Annotated in this window: 19 protein-coding genes, 1 tRNA gene and 1 pseudogene; 10 read left to right on the forward strand and 11 right to left on the reverse strand. The window is 71.6% G+C overall.

Annotated features, from left to right (window positions below; translation table 11 throughout):
• Positions 1–253 precede the first annotated feature (253 nt).
• From OG780_RS32490 to OG780_RS32505, 4 genes are all read left to right on the forward strand, one after another.
• Positions 254–1,204, forward strand: coding sequence for a hypothetical protein (locus OG780_RS32490; RefSeq protein ID WP_328454196.1), 951 nt, complete (start codon positions 254–256; stop codon positions 1,202–1,204).
• 40 nt (positions 1,205–1,244) lie between these two features.
• Positions 1,245–2,810, forward strand: coding sequence for an APC family permease (locus tag OG780_RS32495; protein WP_328454198.1), 1,566 nt, complete (start codon positions 1,245–1,247; stop codon positions 2,808–2,810).
• 336 nt (positions 2,811–3,146) lie between these two features.
• Entirely contained in the window at positions 3,147–3,836 is a 690-nt protein-coding gene (locus OG780_RS32500) for a molybdopterin-dependent oxidoreductase (RefSeq protein WP_328458554.1), read from the forward strand.
• Positions 3,820–4,455: a cytochrome b/b6 domain-containing protein gene (locus OG780_RS32505; protein ID WP_328454200.1), complete on the forward strand. Its 636-nt coding sequence runs from the start codon at positions 3,820–3,822 to the stop codon at positions 4,453–4,455. The genes OG780_RS32500 and OG780_RS32505 overlap by 17 nt, the downstream gene beginning before the upstream one ends.
• A gap of 225 nt (positions 4,456–4,680) precedes the next feature.
• On the opposite strand, the pseudogene OG780_RS32510 reads toward OG780_RS32505, so the two are convergent.
• Positions 4,681–6,079: pseudogene (locus OG780_RS32510) on the reverse strand (GntP family permease).
• 186 nt (positions 6,080–6,265) lie between these two features.
• Positions 6,266–6,781: a gluconokinase gene (locus OG780_RS32515; protein ID WP_328454202.1), complete on the reverse strand. Its 516-nt coding sequence runs from the start codon at positions 6,779–6,781 to the stop codon at positions 6,266–6,268.
• A gap of 130 nt (positions 6,782–6,911) precedes the next feature.
• Between OG780_RS32515 and OG780_RS32520 the strand changes: the two genes are divergently transcribed.
• Positions 6,912–7,613, forward strand: coding sequence for a FadR/GntR family transcriptional regulator (locus OG780_RS32520; protein ID WP_326788727.1), 702 nt, complete (start codon positions 6,912–6,914; stop codon positions 7,611–7,613).
• Between the two features lie 25 nt (positions 7,614–7,638).
• Here the strand turns inward: OG780_RS32520 and OG780_RS32525 are convergent, their stop codons facing one another.
• From OG780_RS32525 to OG780_RS32550, 6 genes are all read right to left on the reverse strand, one after another.
• Positions 7,639–8,013: a YchJ family protein gene (locus OG780_RS32525; protein ID WP_328454204.1), complete on the reverse strand. Its 375-nt coding sequence runs from the start codon at positions 8,011–8,013 to the stop codon at positions 7,639–7,641.
• A gap of 4 nt (positions 8,014–8,017) precedes the next feature.
• A complete protein-coding gene (locus OG780_RS32530) occupies positions 8,018–9,424 on the reverse strand; it encodes a M1 family metallopeptidase (RefSeq protein ID WP_328454206.1) in 1,407 nt (468 codons plus the stop codon).
• A 73-nt stretch (positions 9,425–9,497) separates the two neighbouring features.
• Positions 9,498–13,373, reverse strand: a complete 3,876-nt coding sequence (locus tag OG780_RS32535) for a Pls/PosA family non-ribosomal peptide synthetase (protein WP_328454208.1) — start codon at positions 13,371–13,373, stop codon at positions 9,498–9,500.
• Positions 13,374–13,737: 364 nt separating this feature from the next.
• Positions 13,738–14,745 (reverse strand): polysaccharide deacetylase family protein, encoded by a 1,008-nt coding sequence (locus OG780_RS32540; protein ID WP_328454210.1) that lies wholly within the window; start codon positions 14,743–14,745, stop codon positions 13,738–13,740.
• Between the two features lie 37 nt (positions 14,746–14,782).
• A complete protein-coding gene (locus tag OG780_RS32545; protein ID WP_443062245.1) occupies positions 14,783–15,820 on the reverse strand; it encodes a glycoside hydrolase family 11 protein in 1,038 nt (345 codons plus the stop codon).
• A 360-nt stretch (positions 15,821–16,180) separates the two neighbouring features.
• Positions 16,181–16,268 (reverse strand) — tRNA-Leu (locus OG780_RS32550).
• Between the two features lie 186 nt (positions 16,269–16,454).
• Between OG780_RS32550 and OG780_RS32555 the strand changes: the two genes are divergently transcribed.
• From OG780_RS32555 to OG780_RS32565, 3 genes are all read left to right on the forward strand, one after another.
• Positions 16,455–17,780 carry a M20/M25/M40 family metallo-hydrolase gene (locus OG780_RS32555; protein ID WP_328454212.1) on the forward strand — a complete coding sequence of 442 codons (1,326 nt, stop codon included), beginning with the start codon at positions 16,455–16,457 and terminating at the stop codon, positions 17,778–17,780.
• A 215-nt stretch (positions 17,781–17,995) separates the two neighbouring features.
• Positions 17,996–18,229, forward strand: a complete 234-nt coding sequence (gene chpH / locus OG780_RS32560) for a chaplin ChpH (RefSeq protein WP_328454214.1) — start codon at positions 17,996–17,998, stop codon at positions 18,227–18,229.
• Between the two features lie 215 nt (positions 18,230–18,444).
• The gene (locus OG780_RS32565) at positions 18,445–19,380 is read left to right on the forward strand and encodes a chaplin (RefSeq protein ID WP_328454219.1); all 936 of its coding nucleotides are present in this window, start codon (positions 18,445–18,447) and stop codon (positions 19,378–19,380) included.
• A gap of 184 nt (positions 19,381–19,564) precedes the next feature.
• On the opposite strand, the gene OG780_RS32570 is transcribed toward OG780_RS32565, so the two are convergent.
• Positions 19,565–19,753, reverse strand: a complete 189-nt coding sequence (locus OG780_RS32570; protein ID WP_326788735.1) for a DUF5703 family protein — start codon at positions 19,751–19,753, stop codon at positions 19,565–19,567.
• Between the two features lie 47 nt (positions 19,754–19,800).
• Here OG780_RS32570 and OG780_RS32575 point away from each other — a divergent pair, with 47 nt between their 5' ends.
• Positions 19,801–20,496 carry a hypothetical protein gene (locus OG780_RS32575; RefSeq protein WP_328454222.1) on the forward strand — a complete coding sequence of 232 codons (696 nt, stop codon included), beginning with the start codon at positions 19,801–19,803 and terminating at the stop codon, positions 20,494–20,496.
• A gap of 96 nt (positions 20,497–20,592) precedes the next feature.
• Here OG780_RS32575 and OG780_RS32580 read toward each other — a convergent pair whose 3' ends face one another.
• Together OG780_RS32580 and OG780_RS32585 are read right to left on the reverse strand one after the other, a co-directional pair.
• On the reverse strand, positions 20,593–22,887 hold the full coding sequence (locus OG780_RS32580) for a helix-hairpin-helix domain-containing protein (RefSeq protein WP_328454224.1): 2,295 nt from the start codon (positions 22,885–22,887) through the stop codon (positions 20,593–20,595).
• Entirely contained in the window at positions 22,884–23,867 is a 984-nt protein-coding gene (locus OG780_RS32585) for an aldo/keto reductase (RefSeq protein ID WP_328454226.1), read from the reverse strand. Before OG780_RS32585 ends, OG780_RS32580 begins: the two co-directional genes overlap by 4 nt.
• 295 nt (positions 23,868–24,162) lie before the next feature.
• Between OG780_RS32585 and OG780_RS32590 the strand changes: the two genes are divergently transcribed.
• Complete coding sequence (locus tag OG780_RS32590) at positions 24,163–25,218, forward strand: LLM class F420-dependent oxidoreductase (protein ID WP_328454228.1); 1,056 nt, start codon at positions 24,163–24,165, stop codon at positions 25,216–25,218.
• The last annotated feature ends 29 nt before the right edge of the window (positions 25,219–25,247 follow it).

The following is a 25,247-nucleotide window of genomic DNA, read 5'->3' on the forward strand; positions in this document are numbered from 1 at the left end:
GTCGCCCGCCCGGGAAGGCCGTTGTCATCAGGACAGGGGCGGCCGTCCCTGGATCGAGGGTATGAAGACAGTCCAAGTCGGGCGGACAAGGCGCCTGTTCAGGACTTTGTGGAAGCGGTGAAGGTAACTGGGTTGTACACACGGGCAGTTGACACGTGTAGTGACATGACCCGCGCTTGACTTGAACCGGTGGCTCCGGGTTTGCTGTGCGTGATCACCCTTTGACGAACCGCGCCTGTGAGGTTGAGCAGCGGTGTCACCACCCCCACCTCCCCTGGGTCGCGGCCGCAAGCGGACGTCCCAGGCCTTCGACGCCGCCCTCGACGACGCCGAACTCGTGACCGCACGCACCGCGTTGAACCAGGGGCGGTGGACCGACGTCCGGGCGCTGCTCGCCGCGACCGGCGACGACTGGGACCGCCGCGGGCACCGTGTCACCGTCCTCGCGCAGGAGCCGGCGACGCTCGCCTGGGCCCGCGACTGGCAGCTGGCCGAACCGGAATCCGCCGACGCCGCCGTACTCCTCGGCTGCGCCGCAGTGGAACGCGCCCTGCACGGCAAGGAGCGCCCCGACAGCGCCCGCGAGGCCTGCCGGCGGGCGGCGGCCCTCGCCCCCGACGACCCCACCCCCTGGCTCGGACTCCTCCTCCTGGAGCGCTCGCTCGGAGCGGAGGGCGACGTGGTCCGCCTCTTCGACGAGGTGCGTCACCGGCACGCCGTCCATCACCACGCGCACCACCTGATGGTCGCCCGGCTCGCCGAGCGCCGCGCCGCGGCGGGCCAGGACCCGCTGCACGAGGTGTACGACTTCGCCAACTGGTCGGCCGAGCAGGCGCCCGCCGACTCGCCGCTCGCGATCCTTCCGGTCGTCGCGCACGCCGAGCGCTTCCGTGTGCTCGCCGGCGCCGGGAGCGAGCCCGCCGACCCGGTCGCCTCCGGGCACTGGGCCGGACGCCGGGCCCGCCAGGTGATGAAGGCCGCGTTCGACTGGTGGCTGGAGTGGGAGCACGGCGATCACCCGCGCCGCCTCGTCGACCTCAACTTCCTCGCCCACGCCAAGATCTGCGAGGGCCGGGACGGCGAGGCCGCCGCCCTGTTCCTCCGGATCGCGGACCACCCGACGGCGGCTCCGTGGTCGTATCCGGACCTCGACGGACACCAAGCCTTCCGTGCCGCGCGCGACCGCGTGCTCGGCACGGTGTGAACGCCCCCGATGATCTGACATCCGAAAGGACGACCCCGCGATGACGACGGGCAGTTCGAGCACACCGAGTACGTCGAGCACGGGAAGACCGGACGCCGACGGCGCCGGCATCAGCACGTTCAAGGGACAGGACCGGGCCCTGCGCGCCGGCCGGCTGGGCACGGCGGGTCTGCTGCTGTCCGTTCTCGCGGCCACCGCCCCGCTCATGGTGGTCGCGGGTGTCATGCCCACCACATTCGCGGTGATGGGGATCGTCGGGCAGCCGCTGCTCTTCGTCATCCTCGGCATCGTCCTGGTGCTCTTCAGCGTCGGGTACGCCGAGATGAGCCGGCACGTCCACAACGCGGGTGCCTTCTACGCGTACATCTCGCGCGGGCTCGGCGGCACCCCGGGCGCGGGCGCCGCCGCGGTCGCCCTCGTCGCCTACAGCGCGCTCCAGGTCGGGATCTACGGCCTCTTCGGCTTCGAGGTCTCCGGGCTGTTCGCCACCTACCTCGACACCGAAGTCGTCTGGTGGATACCGGCGCTGGCCGCGGTACTCGTCGTGGGCGCGCTGGCCTGGCTGAAGATCGACGTCAACGCCTGGGTGCTCGGCGTCCTGCTGGTCATCGAGGTGACGCTCGTCGTCGTCTTCGACGTCGCGGCCATCGGCGATCCCGCCAAGGAAGGCCTGTCGCTGCACGCCTTCAACCCGGACACGCTCACCGGAGCGGGCGTCGGCACCGCGCTGTGCTTCTGCATCGCGGCCTTCACCGGCTTCGAACAGGCCCCGGTCTACGCCGAGGAGACCAGCCGCCCGCACATCCTCGTGCCCCGCGTGATGTTCCTCGCGATCGGTTTCGTCGCCGTCTTCTTCGCGATCAGCTCCTGGGCGCTCACCGTCGCCACCGGTCCCTCCGCGATCGTGGGTACGTCCCAGAAGCAGAGTGCCGGGCTGCTGTTCTTCCTCACCGACTCACGCCTCGGCTCCACCTTCACCGACGTCCTGCACGTACTGTTCGTGACCGGTATGTTCGCGGCGCTGCTCAGCTTCCACAACGTCGTGGCGCGGTACGCCTTCGCCATGGGCCGCGAGGGTCTGCTGCCCGCCGCCTTCGGCCGCACCTCCGAGTCCAGCGGCGCCCCCGGCACCGGCTCGCTCCTGCACACCGTCGTCTCGCTCATCGTGGTCGGCGGCTTCGCCCTGGCCGACGACAGGCCAGCCGGAGACCCGACCGCACCGGTGCTCCAGCTCTTCACCTGGGGCGGCAACGTCGGAGCGCTCGGCGTCACCCTCCTGATGGCGGCCGCCTCGCTCTCGGTCATCGTGTTCTTCGTCCGCCGCGGCGCGGCCCGCGCCCAGTCCTGGCGCCTGGTCACCTCCGCGATCGCGGGCATCGCCCTGCTGGTCATCGCGTTCTACACGGTCAAGGACTTCGACGTGCTCGTCGGCTCCGGCCCGGATTCCGTCCTGAACGTGCTGCTGCCCGCCGTCATCGGGGTCGCGCTGGTCGCCGGACTCGTCCAGGGGCTGCTGCTGCGCTCCCGCAAGCCCGAGGCACACGCCCGGATCGGCCTCGGCAACGAGGCGTTCCAGTTGGACAAGGCGGCCGAGTCCGCCACCTGATGAGGCCCCGCCGTCCTCTCAGGGGCCGATGTTCCCGGTCCGTGGGTGAGAAGAGATGACGGAACGCTGACGAGCACCCGCCACCGCTGGCTTTTTGGGGGTCGCGGGTGCTCGAATCAAGGGGTGAACACTGAAAGGCCCGGGGAACCGGACCCGGAGCGACCGAGGCCACGGGAACCCGAGCGGCCGGAGCCCCGCGAGCCGGAACACCCCGAAGCACGGGAACCGGAAGACCGCGAGGAACACGAGGCTCGCGACGACCGTGAGGTCCGCGAGGCCGGTGACGTCCGCACGGGACGCGAGGAACACGAGGCGTCCGGCGAGCGCGGCAGGCCCATCGGCCGCCGGGTGCTGCTCGGCACGCTCGGACTCGGCGCTCTCGGCCTGGCGACCGCGCCCACGCTCCAGCGCGCGATGGACGCCTTCCTCGCCGGTGCCTCCCAGAAGGACCCCACCGGCCTGACGGGGCTGCTGCCCAACGGCGGCGGCTTCCGCTACTACTCGGTGGCGGCGTCCGTCCCCCACAAGAACGAGACGAACTACCGTCTCACCGTCGACGGACTGGTCGACCGTCCCACCAGCTACACCCTCGCCGACCTGCGCGCCCTGCCCCAGACCCGACTGGTGCACGACGTCCAGTGCGTCACCGGCTGGCGGGTTCCGAGCACCCCCTTCGAGGGCGTACTCCTGTCGCACCTCCTGGACGCCGCCGGGGTGCACCACTCGGCCGGCGCCATCCGCTTCACCTGCTTCGACGGGACGTACACGGAGAGCCTCACCATGCGCCAGGCCCGGCGCCCGGACGTCCTGGTGGCCCTGCGCATGCAGGACAAGCCCGTCGGCCACAACCACGGCGGTCCCGTCCGTCTCTATGTGGCCCCGATGTACTTCTACAAATCCGCCAAGTGGCTCTCCGGCATCACCGTCACCAAGGACGTCCGTCCCGGGTACTGGGAGGACCGGGGGTACGACGTCGACGCCTGGGTCGGCCGTTCGAACGGACGCGACGATGAACCCACGAGCTGACGCGTCGCCGGCCGGGGCCGTGCACTCCTCCCACGTACGGCGTTTCACCCGGGCCGAGCACTGGGTGCACCGGGTCACCGGCGCGCTGATGGGTGTGTGCGTGGCCACCGCGGCCTGTCTGTACATCCCTCAGTTCGCCGAACTCGTCGGCCGCCGCGAACTCGTCGTCCGCGTCCACGAATGGGCCGGTCTGATGCTGCCGGTCCCGGTCCTCGCGGGCCTCGTCTCCCGGGCGTTCCGCCGCGACCTGGGTTTCCTGAACCGCTTCGGCCCGCACGACCGGGTATGGCTGCGGGCGGCACTGCGCCGCGACAAGGACCCGGAGTCCCGTCCGGCGGGCAAGTTCAACGCGGGGCAGAAGATCTACGCCGCCTGGATCGCGGGGGCGACCCTGGTGATGCTGGGCACCGGTCTGCTGATGTGGTTCACCCACCTCGCCCCGCTGATGTGGCGCACCTCGGCGACCTTCGTCCACGACTGGCTGGCCCTCACCGTCGGCATCGTCCTCGCGGGTCACATCGGAATGGCGCTGGGCGACCCGGAGGCCCGGCGGGGCCTGCGCACGGGATCGGTGAGCCGGGTGTGGGCCGACCGCGAACATCCGCTGTGGCGGCCGTGACCACCCGCTGACGACGACGAACGGGCCGCGGGGAGAACCGAATACGGTTCTCCCCGCGGCCCGTTCACGGCCCGTTCGCGGCCCGTTCGCGGCCCGTTCGCGGCCCGTTCGCGGCCCGTTCGTGGCCCGTTCGCGGCCCGGTCGTGACAGAACGGCCGTGACAGAACGGCCGTTGACAGGTGCGGCCTTGCGGACGGCCGTCCGGATCCCGGCGGGAACGGCCGCCTAGAGGACGAGCGACAGCAGCAGCACCAGGCCCCCGGCCACCACCGAGATGATCGTCTCCATGACGGACCAGGTCTTCACGGTCTGGCCGACGTTCAGGCCGAAGTACTCCTTCACCAGCCAGAACCCGGCGTCGTTGACATGGCTGAAGAAGAGCGAGCCCGCGCCGATCGCGAGGACGAGCAGGGATGTGTGGGTGGTCGACATGTCGGCCGCGAGGGGCGCGACCAAGCCGGCCGCCGAGATGGTGGCCACGGTCGCCGAACCCGTCGCGAGCCGGATCGCGACGGCGATCAGCCAGGCCAGCAGCAGCGCGGGGATCGACCAGTCCTCGGAGATCTCCAGGATCATCCGGCCCACCCCGGAGTCGATCAGCGTCTGCTTGAAACCGCCGCCCGCGCCGACGATGAGCAGGATGCCGGCGATGGGCGCGAGGGACTTCTCTACGGTCGTCGCGATGCGGTCCTTGGTGAAGCCCGCCGCCCGGCCCAGCGTGAACATGCCCACGATCACGGCCGCGAGCAGCGCGATCAGCGGCGCCCCGACGACGTCGAAGACGCGCTGTGTCATGTCCGCCGGGTCGTCGACGACGATGTCCACCAGGGCCTTGGCCAGCATCAGCACCACCGGGAGCAGCATGGTGGCGAGGGTCGCGCCGAAGCTCGGGCGCTTCTCCAGGTCCTCCGAGGCGCGCGGCGGGACCATGCGTTCGGGGGCCTGGACGTCCACCCAGCGGGCCGCGTAGCGCGAGAACACCGGACCGGCGACGATCACGGTCGGGACGGCGACCAGGACACCGAGGGGCGAGGGTGATGCCGAGGTTCGCGTGCACCGCGTCGATCGCGGCCAGTGGACCGGGGTGCGGCGGAATCAGACCGTGCATCACCGACAGGCCCGCGAGTGCCGGGATGCCGATGCGCATCAGCGAGTAGTTGCCGCGCTTGGCGACCATCAGGACCACCGGGATCAGCAGCACGATGCCGACCTCGAAGAACAGAGGCAGACCGATCACCGAGGCGATCAGCACCATCGCCCACGGCATGGCGCGCCCGCCGGCCTTCGCGAGGATGGTGTCGACGATCTGGTCGGCGCCGCCCGAGTCGGCGAGCAGTTTGCCGAGGATCGCGCCGAGGGCGATCAGGACACCCACACCGGCCACGGTCGAGCCGAGTCCGGTGGTGAAGCTGACGATGGTCTTGTCGAGCGGGGCGCCGGCGAACGCGCCGAGTGCCAGCGAGCCGATGGTCAGGGCGAGAAAGGCGTGCAGCTTGAACCGGGTGATGAGCAGGACGATGACGGCGATGCCCGCCAGCACGGCTATGCCCAGTTGAGCGTGGCCCGCCGAGGTGATCGGTTCGACGGTGTCCGCTGCCAGCATCTCGACACTGAGTCTGGTCACGGTTGTTCTCTTGCTTGATAAAAGGACGCGGGGAGGGGTGCGGGGGGAGAACCTTCCGTCCGGAAGGCGCGGCGGAGCGGCGGCGCGTGGACGGAACAGCCGCTGTAAAGGGAGACAGCGTTGTCATGGAGACAGCGTTGTCATGGAGGAGCAGGAGGGGGGTGCGGCGCTACCGGCGGGGCGGCGTCAGAGGGCTTCGAGCGCCCTCACGGCCCGCTCGGTGATCTCGGCGGGGCCGCCGGACACGTCCACCTCGACGCCCGCCTCGTCCGCCGCCAGCGGCTGGAGCGTGGCGAACTGCGAGTCCAGGAGTGCCGTGGGCATGAAGTGCCCCGTGCGGTGCGACATCCGGTCCTCGATGAGCTCGCGGGTGCCGGTCAGATGCACGAAGACGATCCCGGGCGCCGCCGCCCGCAGCCTGTCCCGGTAGACGCGCTTGAGCGCCGAGCCGCTGACCACGCCGCCGAGTCCGGCGCGTTCGTGCGCCCAGTGCCCGATGGAGTCCAGCCAGGGCCACCGGTCGTCGTCGGTCAGCGGCGTCCCGGCCGTCATCTTGGCGATGTTGGCCTGCGGGTGGAAGTCGTCGCCCTCGGCGTACGGCACGCCGAGCCGGGCCGCGAGCAAGGCGCCGATGGTGGTCTTCCCGGTGCCTGCGACGCCCATGATCACGACGACATGGGGGGTGGTGGGACTGTGCTGCATCGCGCTCTCGCCGTCTTCGTCGACATCTGATGTCGACGATACTGAAACGCATTAGGTACGACTAATTCAAGAGTGTGTGACATATAAGTATGACTTTTTGTTCGTGGCGTATGCCTCGTACCCTGACCCCATGAGCACACGGGGCCGGGGCCTGCACGGACACGTACTGGAGACCCTCGGACCGGCGATCACGGCGGGCGACTACCCGCCGGGCAGCGTGCTGCGCACCGACGAACTCGCACAGCGTTTCGAGGTGTCACGCTCCGTGATGCGCGAGGCGGTCCGGGTGCTCGAATCCATGTACCTGGTCGAGTCCCGCCGCCGCGTGGGCGTGACGGTCCGTCCCAAGTCCGAGTGGAACGTCTACGATCCCCAGGTCATCCGCTGGCGGCTGGCCGGCGCCGACCGTCCCCACCAGCTGCGTTCCCTCACCGTCCTGCGCTCGGCGATCGAACCCGTCGCCGCGGGACTGGCCGCCCGGCACGCCACCGCGGAGCAGTGCGCGGAGCTCACCGAGTGCGCGCTCGGCATGGTCGCCACCTCACGCGGACACCAGCTGGAGGGGTATCTCGTCCATGACGTCGCCTTCCACCGGGTGATTCTCAGGGCGTCGGGCAACGAGATGTTCGCCCGCCTCGGAGACGTCGTCGCGGAGGTCCTGTCCGGCCGCACCCATCACGACGTCATGTTCGAGGACCCCGACCCCGCCGCCGTCACCCTGCACGTCCAGCTCGCCGAGGCCGTCCGCGAGGGTGACGCCGTCCGCGCCGAGAAGCTCACCCGCGAGATCACGGTCGGCGCACTCCAGGAACTGGACGTCCTGGCCCCCTGACCGGAGCACCCGGGGTCGGTCCAGGTCAGTCGAGGAACTCCCCGTCCACGTACACCCAGGCCCCGTCCACCCGCTCGAACCGGCTCCGCTCGTGCAGCGAACCGCCCCGGTAGGAGGCCCGGAAGGTCACGGTCCCCGTGGTGTGGAACGCCGAACCCTGACCCGTGTCCAGGATCTCCAGGCCGGTCCACCGCATCCCGGGATCGAAGTCCACCCGGGCGGGCCGCGTCCGCGGATGCCAGGTCCGCAGCAGATACCCCTCGTCCTCCTTCACGAAGGCGCAGTAACGCGACCGCATCAGCGCCTCGGCGCTCGGCGCCGCGGCCTCACCGCGGTGGAAGCGCCCGCAGCAGCGCGCGTACGGCTCGGCGAGCCCGCAGGGACAGGAACGGCTGGTCATCGCGTCATTCTCCCCGGACCCGGGCAGAGTCCGCGTTCGGGGGCGGATAGGTCGGCGGATGGGCGGGCCGGGCGGGAAACTGCGGGGCCGCCTCCGGCAACGGTGGCAGCGCCGTCTCGTACAGCCAGGCCGTGAAGAGCTCGTCCAGCGGCTCGGCCGCGTAGCGCGAGACGTGCGCGGTGAAGACGGACGTGGTGACCGTGCCGCCCCGGTGCAGCGTCGCCCAGCCGCGCAGCATGCGGAAGAAGGCCTCGTCGCCCATCGCGCACCGGATCGCGTGCACCGTGAGCCCGCCGCGCTCGTAGAGCCGGTCGTCGAACATCAGCTTGCGGCCCGGGTCGGACAGCAGCAGGTCCCGCGGCAGCGCGGACAGCTTCCGGTGCGCGGCAGCGGCGAGCTGGCGTGCCGGGCGTCCGCCGGAGCGCTCCGACCACAGCCACTCGGCGTACTTCGCGAGCCCCTCGTTCAGCCAGATGTGCCGCCAGTCCGCGATCGTCACACTGTTGCCGAACCACTGGTGCGCCAGCTCGTGCGCGATCAGCCGCTCCGAACCCCGCGACCCGTCCAGATGGTTGGCGCCGAACAGCGAAAGACCCTGCGCCTCGACCGGGACGTCGAGCTCCTCCTCGGTCACCACCACCGCGTACTCGCCGAACGGATACGGCCCGAAGAGGCCCTGGAACAGCTCCATCATCGCGGGCTGCCGCGCGAAGTCCCGGGAGAACTCCGGGAGCAGCTGCGCCGGCAGATGCCCGGACTGCGGTACGCCCCCGAGACCCGGGTCGCCGAGCAGCACCGTCTGGTACTTGCCGATCGACAGGCCCACCAGATAGCTGGAGGTCGGCGCCGACTGCTCGTACACCCAGGTGGTCGTCGACGCCTTCGTCGTCCGCGTCAGCAGACGGCCGCCCGCGACCACGGCGTACGCGGAGGGCGTGGTGATCGAGATCTGGTACGCGGCCTTGTCGGCCGGCCGGTCGTTGCACGGATACCAGGACGGCGAGCCGATCGGCTGGCTCGCCACCAGCGCCCCGTCCTCCAGCTCCTCCCAGCCGAGCCCGCCCCAGGGGCTGTTGACCGGCTTGGGGTTGCCCGACCAGTGCACCTCGACGGTGAAGGCGGCGCCGGACCGTATCGGCTTCGGCGGACGGATACGCAGCCTGCCGCCCCGGTGCGTGTAGTGCGGGGCCTTGCCGTCGACACGGACCCGGCCGATCCGGAAATCGGCCAGGTTCAGCTGGAACTCGGTCAGCGCGGAACGGCCCGCTATGGCGTTGATCCGCGCGGTGCCGGAGAGCCGGTTCGGGCCGGGGCGGTAGTCCAGCGCGAGCTCGTACCGGTGCACCCGGTAACGGGAATCTCCGTTCGCCGGGAAATAGGGGTCCGGTCCCGCTGTCTGCTGAACGCTCACCGCTGCGACTGCTCCCTGCCCTGTGCTCGACGTGCCGCTGTACCGCCCTTCGTGTCCGATCAGGTCAATTCTGCTACGAACGCCAGGCCTCGATCGGATTGCCCAGCCAGCGGGTGTCGTCGGGAACGGACTCCGCCGCCATCACGAGCGACGCGGGACCCAGAGTGGAGCGGGCCCCGACGGTGCTGCCGGGCAGGACGATTCCGCCCGGACCCAAAGTGGCGCCCTCACGGAGGACCACAGTATCCGTCCGCAAGATCCGGTCGTGGAAGAGGTGGGTCTGCAGGACACAGCCCCGGTTGACCGTGACCGCGTCCCCGAGCGTCACGAGGTCCGTCTCGGGCAGCCAGTAGCTCTCGACCCACGTGCCCCGGCCGATCCGGGCGCCCAGGCCGCGCAGCCACGCCGTCATCAGCGGAGTACCCGGCACGGATCCCGCCAGCCACGGCACCGCGACGACCTCCACGAACGTGTCGGCCAGCTCGTTGCGCCACACGAAACCGCTCCACAGCGGGTGCTCACCGGCACGGTGCCGGCCGACCAGCAGCCACTTCGCCACGATGGACACGAGGCACGCGAGCACGCCCACCGCGAGCAGCACGGCCCCCGAGAACGCCCACGCCCACGGCCCCAGCGCACACAGCGCGGCGACCGTCAGCACCGCCAGCGCCGCCGAACAGAACACCGGCACCAGCCGGCACAGCTCCACCAGACCGCGGGCCCACAGCAGCCGGGCGGGCGGGTCGTAGGTACGGCTCTGATCGCCGCCCTGCGCCGCACGCGGCAGCTTCATCGGCGGCAGCCCCAGATAGGAGCTGCCCTTCTTCGCCTTCTTCGGCGTCGCCGACAGCACACCGACCAGACCGCCGTCCGGCACACTGCGGCCCGGAGCGGTCATCCCGGAATTGCCGAGGAACGCCCGCCGGCCGATCTCGGCCCGCCCGATGCGCATCCAGCCGCCCCCGAGCTCGTACGGCGCCGTCAGCGTGTCGTCGGCGAGGAAGGCGCCCTCGCCGACCGTCGTCAGACTCGGCAGCGCGAGAACGGTCGACACCTCGGCGCCCCGGCCGATCCGCATGCCGAGCAGCCGCAGCCACACCGGCGTGATCAGCCCCGCGTACAGCGGGAACAGCGTCTCGCGGGAGCGGTCCATCAGCTGCGTGACCGTCCAGGCCTGCCAGCCGATCCGGCTGTGCGTGGGATGCGTGCCCTCGTGCAGCCCGAGACTCAGCAGCCGTACGGCGACCAGGAGCAGCAGCGCGTACGCGAGACCGAACGCGAGCGTCGCCGGAACCAGGGCGATCCCGACACCGCGCAGCGCCGCGCCGAGCCCGGCGTCCGCGCTCACGAACACCCGGGCCACGAGCAGCGCCGCGACGGCGGCCAGCACCGGCAGCGCGCTCAGCGCGAGCCCGGTCACGCCGTACATCACCCGCCAGTACGTGCCGCGCTGCGGCCGGTCCTTGGGCCACGCGTGCTTCGCCTTGCCGAGCTTGACCGCGGGCGCCCCGGCCCAGCGCTGCCCGGTCGGAATCTGGCCCGCCACGGCGGAGCCCGGCGCCACCTCGGCGCGCTTGCCCACCCGGGCCCCCGGGAAGAGGATGCTGCGCGTCCCGACCACGGCACCGGCGCCCACCTTCACCGGGCCGATCTCCAGCCGGTCGCCGTCCAGCCAGTACCCCGACAGGTCCACCTCGGACCCGACGGCGGCGCCCCGGCCCATCTTGAGCATGCCGGTCACCGGCGGCAGCGAGTGCAGATCCACGTCCGGGCCGACCCTGGCGCCCAGCGCACGGGCGTACCGCTCCAGCCAGGACCCGGTCAGCGAGGTCGCGCCACTGAACCCGGCGAGCCGCTCGGCCGTCCACAGCCGCAGATGGACACTCCCGCCGCGCGGGTACCGTCCGGGCCTCACACCGCGCAGCAGCAGCCGCGCGCCGCCCGCCGCGACGGCGAGCCGCCCCGGCGGGCTGTAGAGAACCAGCGCGCCGGCGCCCACCAGCCACCACGAGGTGCCCGGCGCCCACGGATACGGGCCGAACCAGTGCAGTACGTTGCCGAGCGCGGCCAGCGCCACCGTCCAGCGCAGCCCGAGCAGGCTGAACAGCGGGATCAGGACGAGCAGCTGGACCAGCTTGGCGCGCAGCGGGACCGGCGCGACGATCCGCTCGGCGCCGTCGTCCTGGCCGGACTTCTCCAGATGCCGGGCCAGCTTGCGCAGCACGGGCTGCTGATAGATGTCGAGCACGGCGGCGTTCGGGTAACGGGCGCGCAGCTTCGTGGTGAGCTGGGCGGCCGCGAGACTGCTGCCGCCGATCGCGAAGAAGTCGTCGCCGGCTCCGCCGACGGGGATGCCCAGCACCTCGCTCCACTGCTCGGCGAGCCAGGCCTCGGTGCCGTACAGCTGCTCCTTGGCACCGCCGGTCTCCAGACCCTCCAGCGGCCAGGGCAGCGCGTTCCGGTCGACCTTGCCCGACGTCCGGGTCGGCAGGTCCTCGACCGGGGCGATCAGCGGAACCAGCGCGGCGGGCAGCTCGGCGCGCAGCTTCTCGACGGCGGCCGCCTGGTCCCAGCCGTCCTGGGTGACGACATAGCCGACGAGGAGCTGATTGCCGCCGCGCGCGGTCCGCACGGCGGCGGCGGCGCCCGCGACACCGGGCAGTGCCTGGAGTGCCGCGTCCACCTCACCGAGCTCGATCCGGCGTCCGCCGAGCTTGATCTGCTCGTCGGCCCGCCCGAGGAAGATCAGCCCCTCGGGTTCGGCCTTGACCAGGTCACCGCTGCGGTACGCCCGCTCCCAGCCCAGCGAGGCGAGCGGCGCGTACTTCTCGGCGTCCTTCTCCGCGTCGAGGTAGCGGGCGAGTCCCACCCCGCCGATCACGAGCTGGCCGGTGCCGCCCATCGGCACCGGCTCGTCCGCCTCGTCGACGACCGCGAGCTCCCAGCCGTTGAGCGGCAGCCCGATACGGATGGGCTCGTCGCCGGTCAGCAGCGAGGCACAGGCCACGACGGTCGCCTCGGTCGGTCCGTACGTGTTCCACACCTCCCGGCCCTCGGTCACCAGGCGCTGCGTCAGCTCGGGCGGGCAGGCTTCACCGCCGAAGATCAGCAGCCGGACGTCGTTGAGGGTCTCCGGCTCCCACAGGGCGGCGAGTGTGGGCACGGTGGAGACGACGGAGATGTCCTGCTCCGCCAGCCAGGGCCCGAGGTCGGCGCCGCTGCGCACCTGTGAGCGCGGTACGGGCACCAGACAGGCCCCGTACCGCCATGCCAGCCACATCTCCTCGCAGGAGGCGTCGAAGGCGACGGACAGGCCCGCCATCACCCGGTCACCGGGGCCGATCGGCTCCTCGGTCAGGAAGAGGTCGGCCTCCGCGTCGACGAAGGCGGCGGCGCTGCGGTGGCTCACGGCGACACCCTTGGGCTTGCCGGTGGAACCCGAGGTGAAGATGATCCACGCGTCGTGCTCGACACCGGGCCGCCCGGCGGGAACCTCGGAGCGGCCGTTGACCGTCAGCTCGTACCCGGCGCCGACGACCGCGCGCACCTCGGCCTCGCCGAAGACCAGCTCGGCCCGCTCGTCGGGGTCCTCGGCATCCACGGGAACATAGGCGGCGCCGGCCGCGAGGACGCCCAGGATCGCCACGTACAGCTCGTTCGTACCGGACGGGACCCGTACGCCGACCCGGTCGCCGAGACCGACCCCGGCCTCCGCGAGCCGCCACCGTACGGCCTCGACCTCGGCGGCCAGGGCCCGGTAGCTGAGGGCGCGCCGGCCGTCGTCGAGAGCGGGCTCGTCGGGGTACGCCCGTACGGAGGCGTCGAGGATGTCGACGAGCGTGCGCGGCGAGGCGGCCGAGGCGGCGGAGAAGCGCGCCCGGTCACCGAACTCCGCACGCACCTCGTCGTCGGACAACGCGAGTGCGGGGCCTTGCTGGAGGGCTGCCATCGGGTCCTCACGTGTTGTTCCCGGATACTCCGGGGAGCCGGTGGGCCCGCAGGTACGCCTGGGGATATTCCGGTCCAGCTCCGAACAAGCCTGCAATTTTAGTACGACGCTAGCTTCGGACCTGCGGATCAGCGATGCGAGGCGTCCCTTAGGGCGTTGTCCGGGCCCCCGCTCCAGCGCTGTGACGTGGGGGTATGTCAGCGTGACGAGATCTGCCCCACATCTTTCCGTGACACCGCGGACACAGTGAGCGAGGACCCCGATCCGATGGTCGGGGCCCTCGCTGTGCCAGGCGGGGCAGGGCGGCGCGGCGGCTCGCGGCCGCCACGCCGGGCGCGCTGTTCCTCGGTGCGGTCCGGCCCGGTCAGCCCGCGGCGCAGGAGACCGTGGGCCAGGTCCAGTTGCCGTTGGTCTGGATGGTGACGCCGAAGGTGTTGCCGCTGCCGTTGGGTTTGGCCGTCAGGACCTGGGCGCTGGGGTAGGTGGCGCTGATGTTCCAGGTCGAGAGGATCTTCGCCGGGGCCGGGACGTTCATCGTCACGGTCCAGTTGCTCGATCCGGTGACCGTGACGTTGAGGTTGTACCGGTCGCTCCACTGCTGTCCGGCGGACAGTGTCGCGGTGCACCCGCCACCGCCACCGCCGCCACCTGTGCCGCCGCCGTCGGGAGCCACGGCGCGGCCGGTCCCCGGGGAGATCATCCCGGCGCACAGGCCGCGGGCGGCCAGTCCCTGCGCGATGCGCGGGATCGCGGCGATCGTGTTGGCCGGCCAGTCGTGCATGAGGATGACCTGGCCGTTGGTCAGCCGGCCGGCCGCCTGGACGATCGCGTCGGTGCTCGCGCCGTTCCAGTCCTGCGAGTCGACGTCCCAGATGATCTCGGTCAGCCCGTACTTGGCCTCGACCGCCTTCACCGTCGCGTTGGTCTCTCCGTACGGCGGACGGAACAGTTTCGGCGTGCCTCCGCCGGCGCCGGCGATGGCCTGCTGGGTCCGGGAGATCTCCGAGTCGATCTGCGCCTGGCTCTGCTGGACGAGGTGCGGGTGGGTGTAGCTGTGGTTGCCCACCCACATGCCGGCGTCGACCTGGGCCCGTACCTGCGCCGGGTTGGACGCCGCGTACTGGCCCTCGTTGAACATCGTGGCCCGCAGGCCGTTCTGCTTGAGGGCGTTGAGCAGGGTCGACGTGGTGCTGGACGGCCCGTCGTCGAAGGTGAGTCCGACGTACCCGTTGCAGGTGGCGGCGTGCGCGGCTCCGGCGTCGAGGGCGAGGGGGCTCGCGACGGCCGTCGCGACGACGGCCAGTCCCGTGATCAGTGTGCGTAACGAGCGAAGTCGTCCGGACGCCGTCCGGATTCTCGTGCGGAAGGTCATGCGAAGTGGTCCTTCAGCCTCGGGGGTGGGGGAGGGGTCAGCTCGCGCTGCAGGAGACCGTGGGCCAGGTCCAGTTGCCGTTGGTCTGGATGGTGACGCCGAAGGTGTTGCCGCTGCCGTTGGGTTTGGCCGTCAGGACCTGGGCGCTGGGGTAGGTGGCGCTGATGTTCCAGGTCGAGAGGATCTTCGCCGGGGCCGGGACGTTCATCGTCACGGTCCAGTTGCTCGATCCGGTGACGGCGACGTTGAGGTTGTAGCGGTCGTTCCACTGCTGGCCCGCGGACAGGGCCGCCGCGCACCCGCCGGAGCCCCCGCCGCCGCCGGTTCCACCGCCCCCGGATCCGCCGCCCGATCCCGCGTCGCCCACCGTGATGTTGGAGTTCCCGCTGCTCTGATAACCCTCGGTGGCGAGGATCATGTAGTAGTTGAAGCTGCCCAGGTTCATCCCGGCGCGGGCCCAGGCGTCGAAGTGGTTGCCGGTGGTGATGGTCCCGCCCGTCCGCTTCGACTGCCGGACGCTCCAGTACTGGTCGAAGGTGCGGGTCCCCTCGACGGACGGCGCGTTCGTCCGCGTCGTCTTGTAGATGTCGTACGTGCCACCGTCGCTGGTGACCGTTCCCTTGAACGTTCCCGTGGGCCGGTAGGTGCCCCAGTTGTCGACGATGTAGTACTCGACGAGCGGATTGGACGTCCACCCGTAGAGGGCCAGGTAGGCGTTGCCGGACGGGTTGAAGGTGCCCGAGTAGGTCACACTCCTGCGTCCGCCGTTGCTCCAGCCCTTGCCGGCGACGAAGTTCCCGGTGTTGCTCCACGAGGTGCTGTAGTTGCCGCCGGAGCCCAGGTTCATGGACACCGTGCCGCTGCTGTCGGTCCAGAACGAGTAGTAGTACCCGTTGTCGGTGCCGGTCTGGTTCGAGGTGACGACCGTGTCGGCCTGGGCGGTGCCGGGCAGCGTCATGGCGGCCACGGCGACGAGCAGCATGGTGCAGACACCGCTGATGAGCAGCCTGAGGTGACGGAACGCCCCTGAGCGGCCGCCGCGGCGGCCCGGAGGGGGTGCGGGTGCGTCGATCATGTGCGTGTTTCCTCCTCGTTCTCGTGAGGTGGCGCGCTGTGAATCGCCGACAGTTTTGAACCGGCCCTGTCAACTGTCAATACTTTCGACACCCATGCCGAAACATTCGTCCGCGCCGGCAATGACGAGATGCGGCGTTATGGCTGTTCAGATGTGTCGGATGGCTCGTTTTGAAGAGACTGTTCACCACGGGTGCGCCGACCAAGATCGGAAAGGGTCATTGATTCTTCGAAAGTTTCGAAGAATTGCCCGACCGTCCGACAGGTGGCGCGGCGGAGCCGGGGTGTCAGGAGGGGTTCGGGTGTGTGGACGCGAAGAGGTCCGGACATGCAAAAGACCCCACATGCGGTGGGGTCTCGCTGGTGTCCGAGGGGGGACTTGAACCCCCACGCCCGATAAAGGGCACTAGCACCTCAAGCTAGCGCGTCTGCCATTCCGCCACCCGGACAAGGTGTTTGTCGCGCGGGTTTCCCTCGCGGCGACAGGTGAAACATTACCAGGCTTTCGAGGGTCCCCGATCACCCCCCGTCGCGGCGTGAACTGCGTGTGACGGGTGGGGGCCGCCCTTGGGCGGAAAGGCGGGTCGGGGAGAGGATGAGGGGGACCACCAGCGGCGACAGCGGGAGGAAGCAGCGTGAGCGAGAGCGGCACGACCAGGAACGTCACGGGCGAGGACGAGGTCGTGGACCTCTGTCGTGAGCTGATCCGGATCGACACCAGCAACTACGGGGACCACTCGGGCCCCGGCGAGCGCAAGGCCGCGGAGTACGTCGCCGAGAAACTCGCCGAGGTCGGCCTGGAGCCGCGCGTCTTCGAGTCGCACAAGGGGCGTGCCTCCACCGTGGCCCGCATCGAGGGGGAGGACCCCTCACGGCCCGCGCTCCTCATCCACGGCCACACCGATGTCGTACCGGCCAACGCGGCGGACTGGACCCACCACCCCTTCTCCGGCGAGATCGCCGACGGGATGGTCTGGGGCCGCGGTGCGGTCGACATGAAGGACATGGACGCCATGACCCTGGCGGTCGTACGGGAGCGGATGCGCACCGGCCGCAAGCCTCCGCGCGACATCGTCCTCGCCTTCCTCGCCGACGAGGAGGCCGGCGGCACGTGGGGCGCCCGGCATCTGGTCGACAAGCACCCCGATCTCTTCGAGGGCGTCACCGAGGCGATCGGCGAGGTCGGCGGGTTCTCCTTCACGGTCAACGAGAAGCTGCGGCTGTACCTCGTGGAGACCGCGCAGAAGGGCATGCACTGGATGAAGCTGACCGTGGACGGCACCGCCGGGCACGGGTCGATGATCCACAAGGACAACGCGATCACGGAGCTGTCCGAGGCCGTCGGGAGGCTCGGCAGGCACAAGTTCCCGGTGCGGGTGACGAAGACCCTGCGGCACTTCCTCGACGAGCTCGGCGACGCCCTGGGCACCGAGCTCGACCCGGAGAACATGGACGAGACGCTCGCCAGGCTCGGCGGCATCGCCAAGCTCATCGGCGCCTCCCTCCAGAACACGGCCAACCCGACCCAGCTGGGCGCCGGCTACAAGGTCAACGTGATTCCGGGCCAGGCCACCGCGCATGTCGACGGCCGCTATCTGCCGGGCTACGAGGAGGAGTTCCTCGCCGACCTCGACCGGATCCTCGGTCCCCGGGTCAAGCGCGAGGACGTGCACGCGGACAAGGCACTGGAGACCGGCTTCGACGGCGCCCTCGTCGACGCCATGCAGACCGCGCTCTCGGCCGAGGACCCGATCGCGCGTGCCGTTCCCTACATGCTCTCGGCCGGCACCGACGCCAAGTCCTTCGCCGATCTCGGCATCCGCTGCTTCGGGTTCGCCCCGCTGAAGCTGCCCCCGGAGCTGGACTTCGCGGGCATGTTCCACGGCGTCGACGAGCGGGTGCCGGTGGACGCGCTCCAGTTCGGCGTTCGAGTACTGGACCGATTCATCGACGCGTCGTGACGTGCCGCCGGCGGCACACCCCGGCACGGGGCCGGCGGGCTGACCTGCCGCGCCGCCGTGGAGGTGCGGGGTGTTGACGCCGGCATTCGTCCGCGCGTGCGGGGATCGCCCGGGATGGGTGAATGCGACCATAAGCCCATAGCCCTACTACTTCCTCCTCGTTACAGGTGTTGCGATCCGCTGCATTGGACCGCGTTTGCCTATCAGGAGGAATAATGATCAAGAAGATCGCCGCCGCTGCCGCCATCACGGGTGGTCTGGTTCTCGCGGGTGCGGGTCTGGCCGTCGCCGACTCGGGCGCCCAGGGTGCCGCTGTGCAGTCCCCGGGCGTCGCCTCCGGCAACGTCGTTCAGGTGCCCGTCCACGTTCCGGTGAACGTCTGTGGCAACACGGTCTCCGTGATCGGGCTGCTGAACCCCGCCTTCGGCAACACCTGCTTCAACGGCTGACGTTGAGCCTCTTCCCATGTGGGGGGATCCCATGGGTCACCTCTTGAGGGTCACTTCGTGAAGGTCTGAGCCCGTCGGCCCCGGAGTGCGTGCCATGCGCTCCGGGGCCGACCGGCTTTCCCGCGCACGTCCTGTGGCGTGCGCGTGTTCTCGACGGTCCACGTCCCAAGGACTGTCGGTCCACGTCCCAAGGACTGAAGGCAGGGATTTCAGCTATGCGACAGGTCACCCGCAAGGGCCTGATGACCGTGGTGGCGGCCGGTGGTGTACTCGCGGTCACCGGCGTCTCCGCGCACGCCGACTCGGGGGCGATCGGCTCCGCGTCGGACTCTCCCGGCGTGCTGTCGGGCAACACGGTGCAGGCGCCGGTGCACGTGCCGGTGAACGTCTGCGGAAACACCGTGAACGTGGTCGGGCTGCTCAACCCGGCGATGGGCAACACCTGCGTCAACCACGGCGGCCGAGGCGCTTCGTCCGAAGGCCGGGGCGGTCACGGCGGCCAGGGCGGTCACGCCGGCCGGGAGACCCGCTCCGGCGGCGGCTCGCGAGCCGTCGGCAGCGCCGCCCACTCGCCGGGCGTGGGCTCCGGCAACCATGTACAGGCGCCGGTCGACGTTCCGGTGAACGTCTGCGGCAACAGCGTGAACGTCGTGGGGATCGGCAACGCGGCGGCGGGCGACAGCTGCGCGAACGGCGCGTCCACCGGCGGCCACCAGACACACCACCCCGGCCGGCCCGGCCGCCCGGGTCACCCCGGCCAGCCCGGACAGCCGAGCCACCCCGGCCACCCGGGTCACGACGGTCACTGTGAGCACCCGGGTCACGCTGGACACCCGGGCGAGCCCGGTCACCCTGGCCACCCCGGTCATCCCGGAACCCCCGGTCACCCCAGCCACCCTGATCACCCGGGCAACCCCGGAACCCCCGGTCACCCGGGTACGTCCACCCCGGGCGGCGGCAAGCACCGCGCCGGTGCCGTGCAGGCCGGCCGGCCCGGCTCGGAGGCCGCCGTGCGGGCGCCGGGTACGGACGGTGCGCCCCAGCTGGCCCACACGGGCAGTGAGCTGCCGATCGGAGCGGCCGTACCGGCGGGAGCCGCCGCGCTGCTGGCCGGCGCCGTGCTCTACCGCCGGGCGCGCGCCGCGGCGTGAAGCCCTGGCCTGACGCGATGACGATGCGATGATCGCATCGGGGAGTGAGGCGTGGACATCACCCGCCGCGCAGGCCTGATCGCTGCGCGGCACGACCGGGACCGAGCGCCACAGCCTTCCCCCCCGTGGAGTGACGGTGCGGGCCCCGTGATGACGGGGCCCGCTCCGGCTCAGCGGCCTTCTGTCACCACGTGGCGCGTACCTGGCGGATGATCCGCCGGCGCAACCGCACTCTGCGGCTGCCGTCACGGAGCAGGCTCAGGCGGTCCAACTCCCAGTGTCCGTACTCGGCATGGTCCGTCAGCAGACGTGTCGTGTCCTTGCGGGAGACCCCGCGAGGTACGTACACGTCGACAAATTCGTATTCCGGCATCGCATCTATTGTGCGGGCAGAGGCCCTGTACGGATAGCGTCTGCACTATGTCTGATGCTGTGCAGCCCACCGCTGCCGAGGTACGCGCCGCCGCGGAGGCGGTCAAGACCGCACTCGACCGCCACCTGGCCGCGGTCGAGCGCAGGACGGGCGATGACGACCCGGACGTCTACGAGGCTTTCAACGAGCTCGCCGCGGCGGCCGAGGAGTATGACGAGCTCCTCTACGACCGCTACGACGAGGTCACGCCCTTCGAGATCCCCGGCGGTGACGACACCCTGCCTCCGTACACCGGACCCGAGGAGCCGAACGCGCTGAGCGTGGTGATCCGCCGGGACTACGCGGTGGTGGAGCCGCAGCGACTGCTGGCGCAGGCCCAGCGGGTGGAGGCGGTGGAGGAGGACGGCGCCACCGCCGACGAGGGCTTCGACGCGGCGTCCGGCACCGTTCACGGCGCGCTCGGGGTCCTCTTCGGAGAGTTCGAGCCGGACGAGATCGCCACCCGGCACAAGGAATTCGGGCTGGAGGAGGGCGACTCCACGCTCTGGGTGACCGCCGCCGACGAACCGGCCGAGCCCGGTGAATGGCTGGAGACACCCTTCGAGTCGATCGACCCGCAGCGTGTCGTCTGCCGCTTCGACGTCAGCGCGGTGTTCGACGAGGAGTCGGACGACGACCTGGACAACGACCTCGGCTCCGACGGGGAGACCGAGTCCCTGGACCCGCTGGACCCGGATCGCTGAGCCGGCCCGGCACGGACCGGCGTACGCGGGTGGCGGTCACCGGATTCCGGTGACCGCCACCCGCGTTTTCCGGGGTCGCGGGAGAGCCGGTGCCGATCAGTCCGTCGTCGGTGTCTGTGCCTTCAGCAGGGACTGGAGGCGGGTTGTGCGCGGCTTCTGCGGGACCTCGGCCACCGCGTGCGGCAGCGCCTGCTCCACCCCGTGCACGACGGAGAGGTGACGCTCGGCCCGCCCGAAGGCCGTGTAGACCCAGGGCCGGGTCAGGGCCGCCGCGGCGTCGCCCGGGAGCACCACGACCGCGGCCGGCCAGCGCAGACCCACCGCCTGGTGCGCGGTGAGCGCCCAGCCGTGCCGCACGGTCTGCTCCACCCGCTCCTTCGGTACGACCACGGGGGCGCCCGAGCAGTCCAGGTGCAGCCCCTCGGCGTCGGCCTTCACCACGCGGCCCGGCAGCGTCCGGCCCGGTGCGGGGGAGTGGACGATCCGGTCGCCCGGGTCGAAGCCGCCGAAACGGCCGGGACCGGGGTTCAGCCGCTCCTTGAGCGCGGTGTTCAGCGCGCGGGTGCCGACCGCGCCACCGTGCCCCGGGGTGATGACCTGCGTCTGTTCGGCCGGGACGCCGATCGCGCGCGGCACCGAGTCCGCGACGAGCTGGACCGTCCGGTGGACCGCCTCGCCCGCGTCGCGCACCGGGACGATCACGACCTCCTTGCCGGGCGCCTCGACCTGGTTGAGCTCGCCGATGCCGATCCCGGAGACCAGCTCGCCGATGGGCCCGGGGTCAGGGGTCCGCGAGGCCACCTGCGGGCAGGCGCGGGCGGCGAGCAGGTCCGCGAAGACCCGGCCCGGGCCCGCCGACCACAGCACGCCCGGATCACCGCTCAGCACGAGCCGCGCCCCGTCCGGCAGCGACTCCACGAGCATCGCCGCCGTCTCGACGTCGAGCTGCGGAGCGTCCAGGACGACCAGGACGTCCAGGTCCAGGGCGCCCTCCGCGTCCCGGCCCGGTCCTTCGGAGCCGGAGAGAAGCCCGGCGACCGTGGCGGCTTCCGTCGCCGCGCCGCCCGTGGGGTGCTCCGCGGCGCCGTCAGCAGGCTCGTGCCCGGCCGCGAAGCCGTCGCGCCCGCCGGAGGTGTGCGCGGCGGCCCAGCCGCGCAGGCCGAGCGAGCGTGCCGCGTGCAGCAGCGCCGCCGCCTCGGACCGTGAGGCCTCGCCGCCGGTGTGCAGCACGAGGCCGTGGGCGGCGACCGCCCGGATCAGCTCCCCGGCGGAGCGGGGGGCCGAGGCAGCGGCCCGCTCCCATTCGGCGGCCGAACCGTCCTCCTTCGGCACCGAGTTCATCAGCCGGGCGAGTCCGTCGGCGAGGCTCTCCTCGGCCAGCGCGTACCGCTCCAGGCCGATCAGGATCCGCACCGGCTGCTCCTGCGGCTCCTCCGTGTCGTCCGGGGCCGCCGGGGCCACCGGGGCCGGGGGAGCGGCGTCCAGCGCGTCCTGGAAGACCAGGGCCTCGCCCTCCGCGAGAGCACTCTGTACGGCCGCGTCCGGGTCCGGCACCGAGCGCTGGGACAGCGCGGCGGTGAGGGCCGGGGCGTCCAGAGCGGTGTGCCCGGCGACGGCCGCCTGCTCCAGCAGCCACACGGTCAGCGCCGTGCCACGGCGTTCGTCGTCCGGGCGGCACTCCGCGCCGAGCAGCGTCCGGGCGAACCCGTCGGCCTGCTCGGGACGCACTCCGGGCACCCGCAGCAACTGCCAGGGGTCCTCGCGGAGCCGGTCGTCGGCGCCCTCGCCCAGAACCGCGACGACCTGCGCCGCGAGCGTCTCGGGTGCGCCGGTTCCGGCCAGCACGGCGCGGACGGCGGCGACCGCCTCCGGCGCCGCGCCGGGTGCCGGTGCGGCCGGTGCCACGATCGGCCGCGGTTGCCGTGCGGGCTCCGGGGCGGCCCGGCGCGGCGCGGGATCCGGCTCGCGGAAGGCGGTGGCCACGGGCTTCTCGCCGCTCTCCACGGCCCGCACCGCCGCGAGCAGGTCCGCGGCCGTGCCGCTGAGCTTGCCCCCGGCCTCGATCGGCGCCTGCTTCTCCGCCTTCCGCCGCTCGATCCGCTCCCGTTCCACACGCTGGGCGGCCAACTCGGCGGCCGCCTCGGACACCTGCGCGGCGCCTTCGGCGGGCGCGGTTCCCTCGGCGCCGGCGCCGTCGCCCGCTTCGGTGCCCTCGCCCCCGGAACCGTCCGCGTCGCCGGAGCCGTCCCCCGGGCCGTCCCCGTCCCCGTCCCCGGGGCGCGGTTCCGCCCGGTCCACGTCCTCGCCCGTCGGCTCAGGGGCGTCGGCGGCCGTGTCCGCGCCCGGCGTCCCCGGCTCCGCGTCCTGAGTGGTCTCGGGCTCCGTGCTCACAGCGTGCTCCAGTCGTGATCGGGATAGTGGTGCACCGGGGCCGACACGTCGTCGAGCGCCCGGCAGATCTCGTCAGGAAGACTAAGCGCCTCCACTGACAACGCGGCCGTGAGCTGTTGCGCGTTGCGCGCGCCGACGATGGGGGCGACGACCCCCGGCCGGTCGCGGACCCAGGCGAGCGCCACCTGGAGCGCGGTCACGGCCAGGCCGTCCGCCGCGGTCGTCACCGCCTCCACGACGCCGCTCGCCGTGTCGTCGAGATACGGCGCCACGAAGGGCGCGAGGTGTTCCGAACCGCCCCGGGAGTCGGCCGGCGTCCCGCCCCGGTACTTGCCGGTGAGCACGCCACGCCCGAGCGGCGAGGAGGGCAGCAGGCCGACGCCCAGGTCGAGGGCGGCGGGCAGCACCTCCCGCTCGACGCCGCGCTGCAACAGGGAGTACTCCATCTGCGTACTGGCCAGCCGGGTGCGTATACCGGGCGCCGAGAGCTGCCAGGTGGCGGCCTTGGCGAGCTGCCAGCCGCAGAAGTTGGACACGCCCGCGTAGCGCGCGCGGCCGCTGCTGACGGCCAGGTCGAGTGCCTGGAGGGTCTCGTCGAGAGGTGTCCGGGGGTCGTAGCCGTGCACGTGCCACACGTCCACGTAGTCGGTGCCCAGGCGGGCGAGCGAGGCGTCCAGGGCCGACAGCAGATGAGCGCGCGAGCCGTCGAAGCGGCGGTCCGGCTCGCGCACGCTGCCCGCCTTCGTCGAGATGACCAGGTCCCGGCGCGGAACGAGCCCTTCCATCAGCTGCCCGAGGAGATACTCGGCCTCCCCGTCGCCGTACACGTCCGCCGTGTCGACGAGGTTCCCGCCCGCTTCCCAGAACGTCTTCAAGAGGTCCGCGGCGTCATGCTCGTCGGTGTCGCGCCCCCAGGTGAGGGTGCCGAGTCCGATCCGGGAAACACGCAGGCCGGTACGGCCGAGATGCCTCTGCTCCATGGACGCCGAGATTACTGTCCGGCACCGGCGGTGTGGGGGCCTGTGGACAACGGAAATCCCGGCGAGGGCGCCCGGGACGGCCGGTGCCACGGGGCGGCGGACGTCACCGGCGCACGAGGGCGCGTGCGAAGGCGGCGCCGGACGGACGCGAGGGGCCGCGAGGCGCCGGGCACAGGCGGCCCCGACGGCGCGCCGCGCCCGTACCGGGAACGAGAACGCGCCGCTCCCCGTCGGGGCGCCCGCACGCTAGGGTCTCGGGCACAAGGGACGTTACTGATCGGTAAGGAGATCGGCCATGCAGCTCGGCATCAATCTCGGCTACTGGGGCGCCGGAATGGACGCGGACAACCTCGCCGTCGCCCAGGAGGCCGACCGGCTCGGATACGCCGTCTGCTGGGCGGCCGAGGCGTACGGCTCCGACGCGGCCACCGTGCTCAGCTGGGTCGCGGCCCAGACCGAGCGCATCGACGTCGGTTCGGCCATCTTCCAGATCCCGGCCCGCCAGCCCGCGATGACCGCGATGACCGCCGCGACCCTCGACTCGCTGTCGGGGGGCCGCTTCCGCCTCGGCCTCGGCGTCTCCGGCCCGCAGGTCTCCGAGGGCTGGTACGGCGTCAAGTTCGACAAGCCGCTGGCCCGCACCCGCGAGTACGTGGAGATCGTGCGCAAGGCCATGACGCGCGAGCGGCTGTCCCACGACGGCGAGCACTGGACCCTGCCGCTGCCCGGCGGCCCGGGCAAGCCGCTCAAGCTGACCGTGCACCCGGAGCGCGAGCACATCCCGCTGTACATCGCCGCGATCGGCCCGAAGAACCTGGAGCAGACCGGCGAGATCGCGGACGGCGCGCTGCTCATCTTCCCCTCGGCCGAGCACCTCGAGGACACCGCGATCAGCCACCTGCGCGCGGGCCGCGAGAAGGCCGGGAAGACGATGGAAGGGTTCGACGTCTGTCCGACCCTGCCGCTCGCCGTCGGCGACGACAAGGACGTCCCCGCGCTCGCCGACATGTTCCGCCCGTACACCGCGCTGTACGTCGGCGGCATGGGCAGCTTCAAGCAGAACTTCTACAACCAGCTCGCGCAGCGCATGGGCTACGAGAAGGAAGCGGCCGAGATCCAGACCAAGTACCTGTCCGGCGACAAGGAGGGGGCGGCCGCCGCGATTCCGCACTCGCTGATCGACCAGACGACGCTGCTCGGCTCGGTGGACCGCATCGCCGAACGCATGAAGGCGTACGCCGCCGTCGGCGTCACCACGCTCACGCTGGCCCCCGCGGGCTTCACGCTGGAGGACCGGATCGCCTCGCTGCGGGCCGGCTCCGAGGCCCTGGAGCGGGCCGGACTCGCGTAACCCCGGCGGAACCGCCGCCGGGAAAGTTC

This window comes from Streptomyces sp. NBC_00386 (assembly GCF_036063235.1).
Lineage (GTDB): Bacteria > Actinomycetota > Actinomycetes > Streptomycetales > Streptomycetaceae > Streptomyces.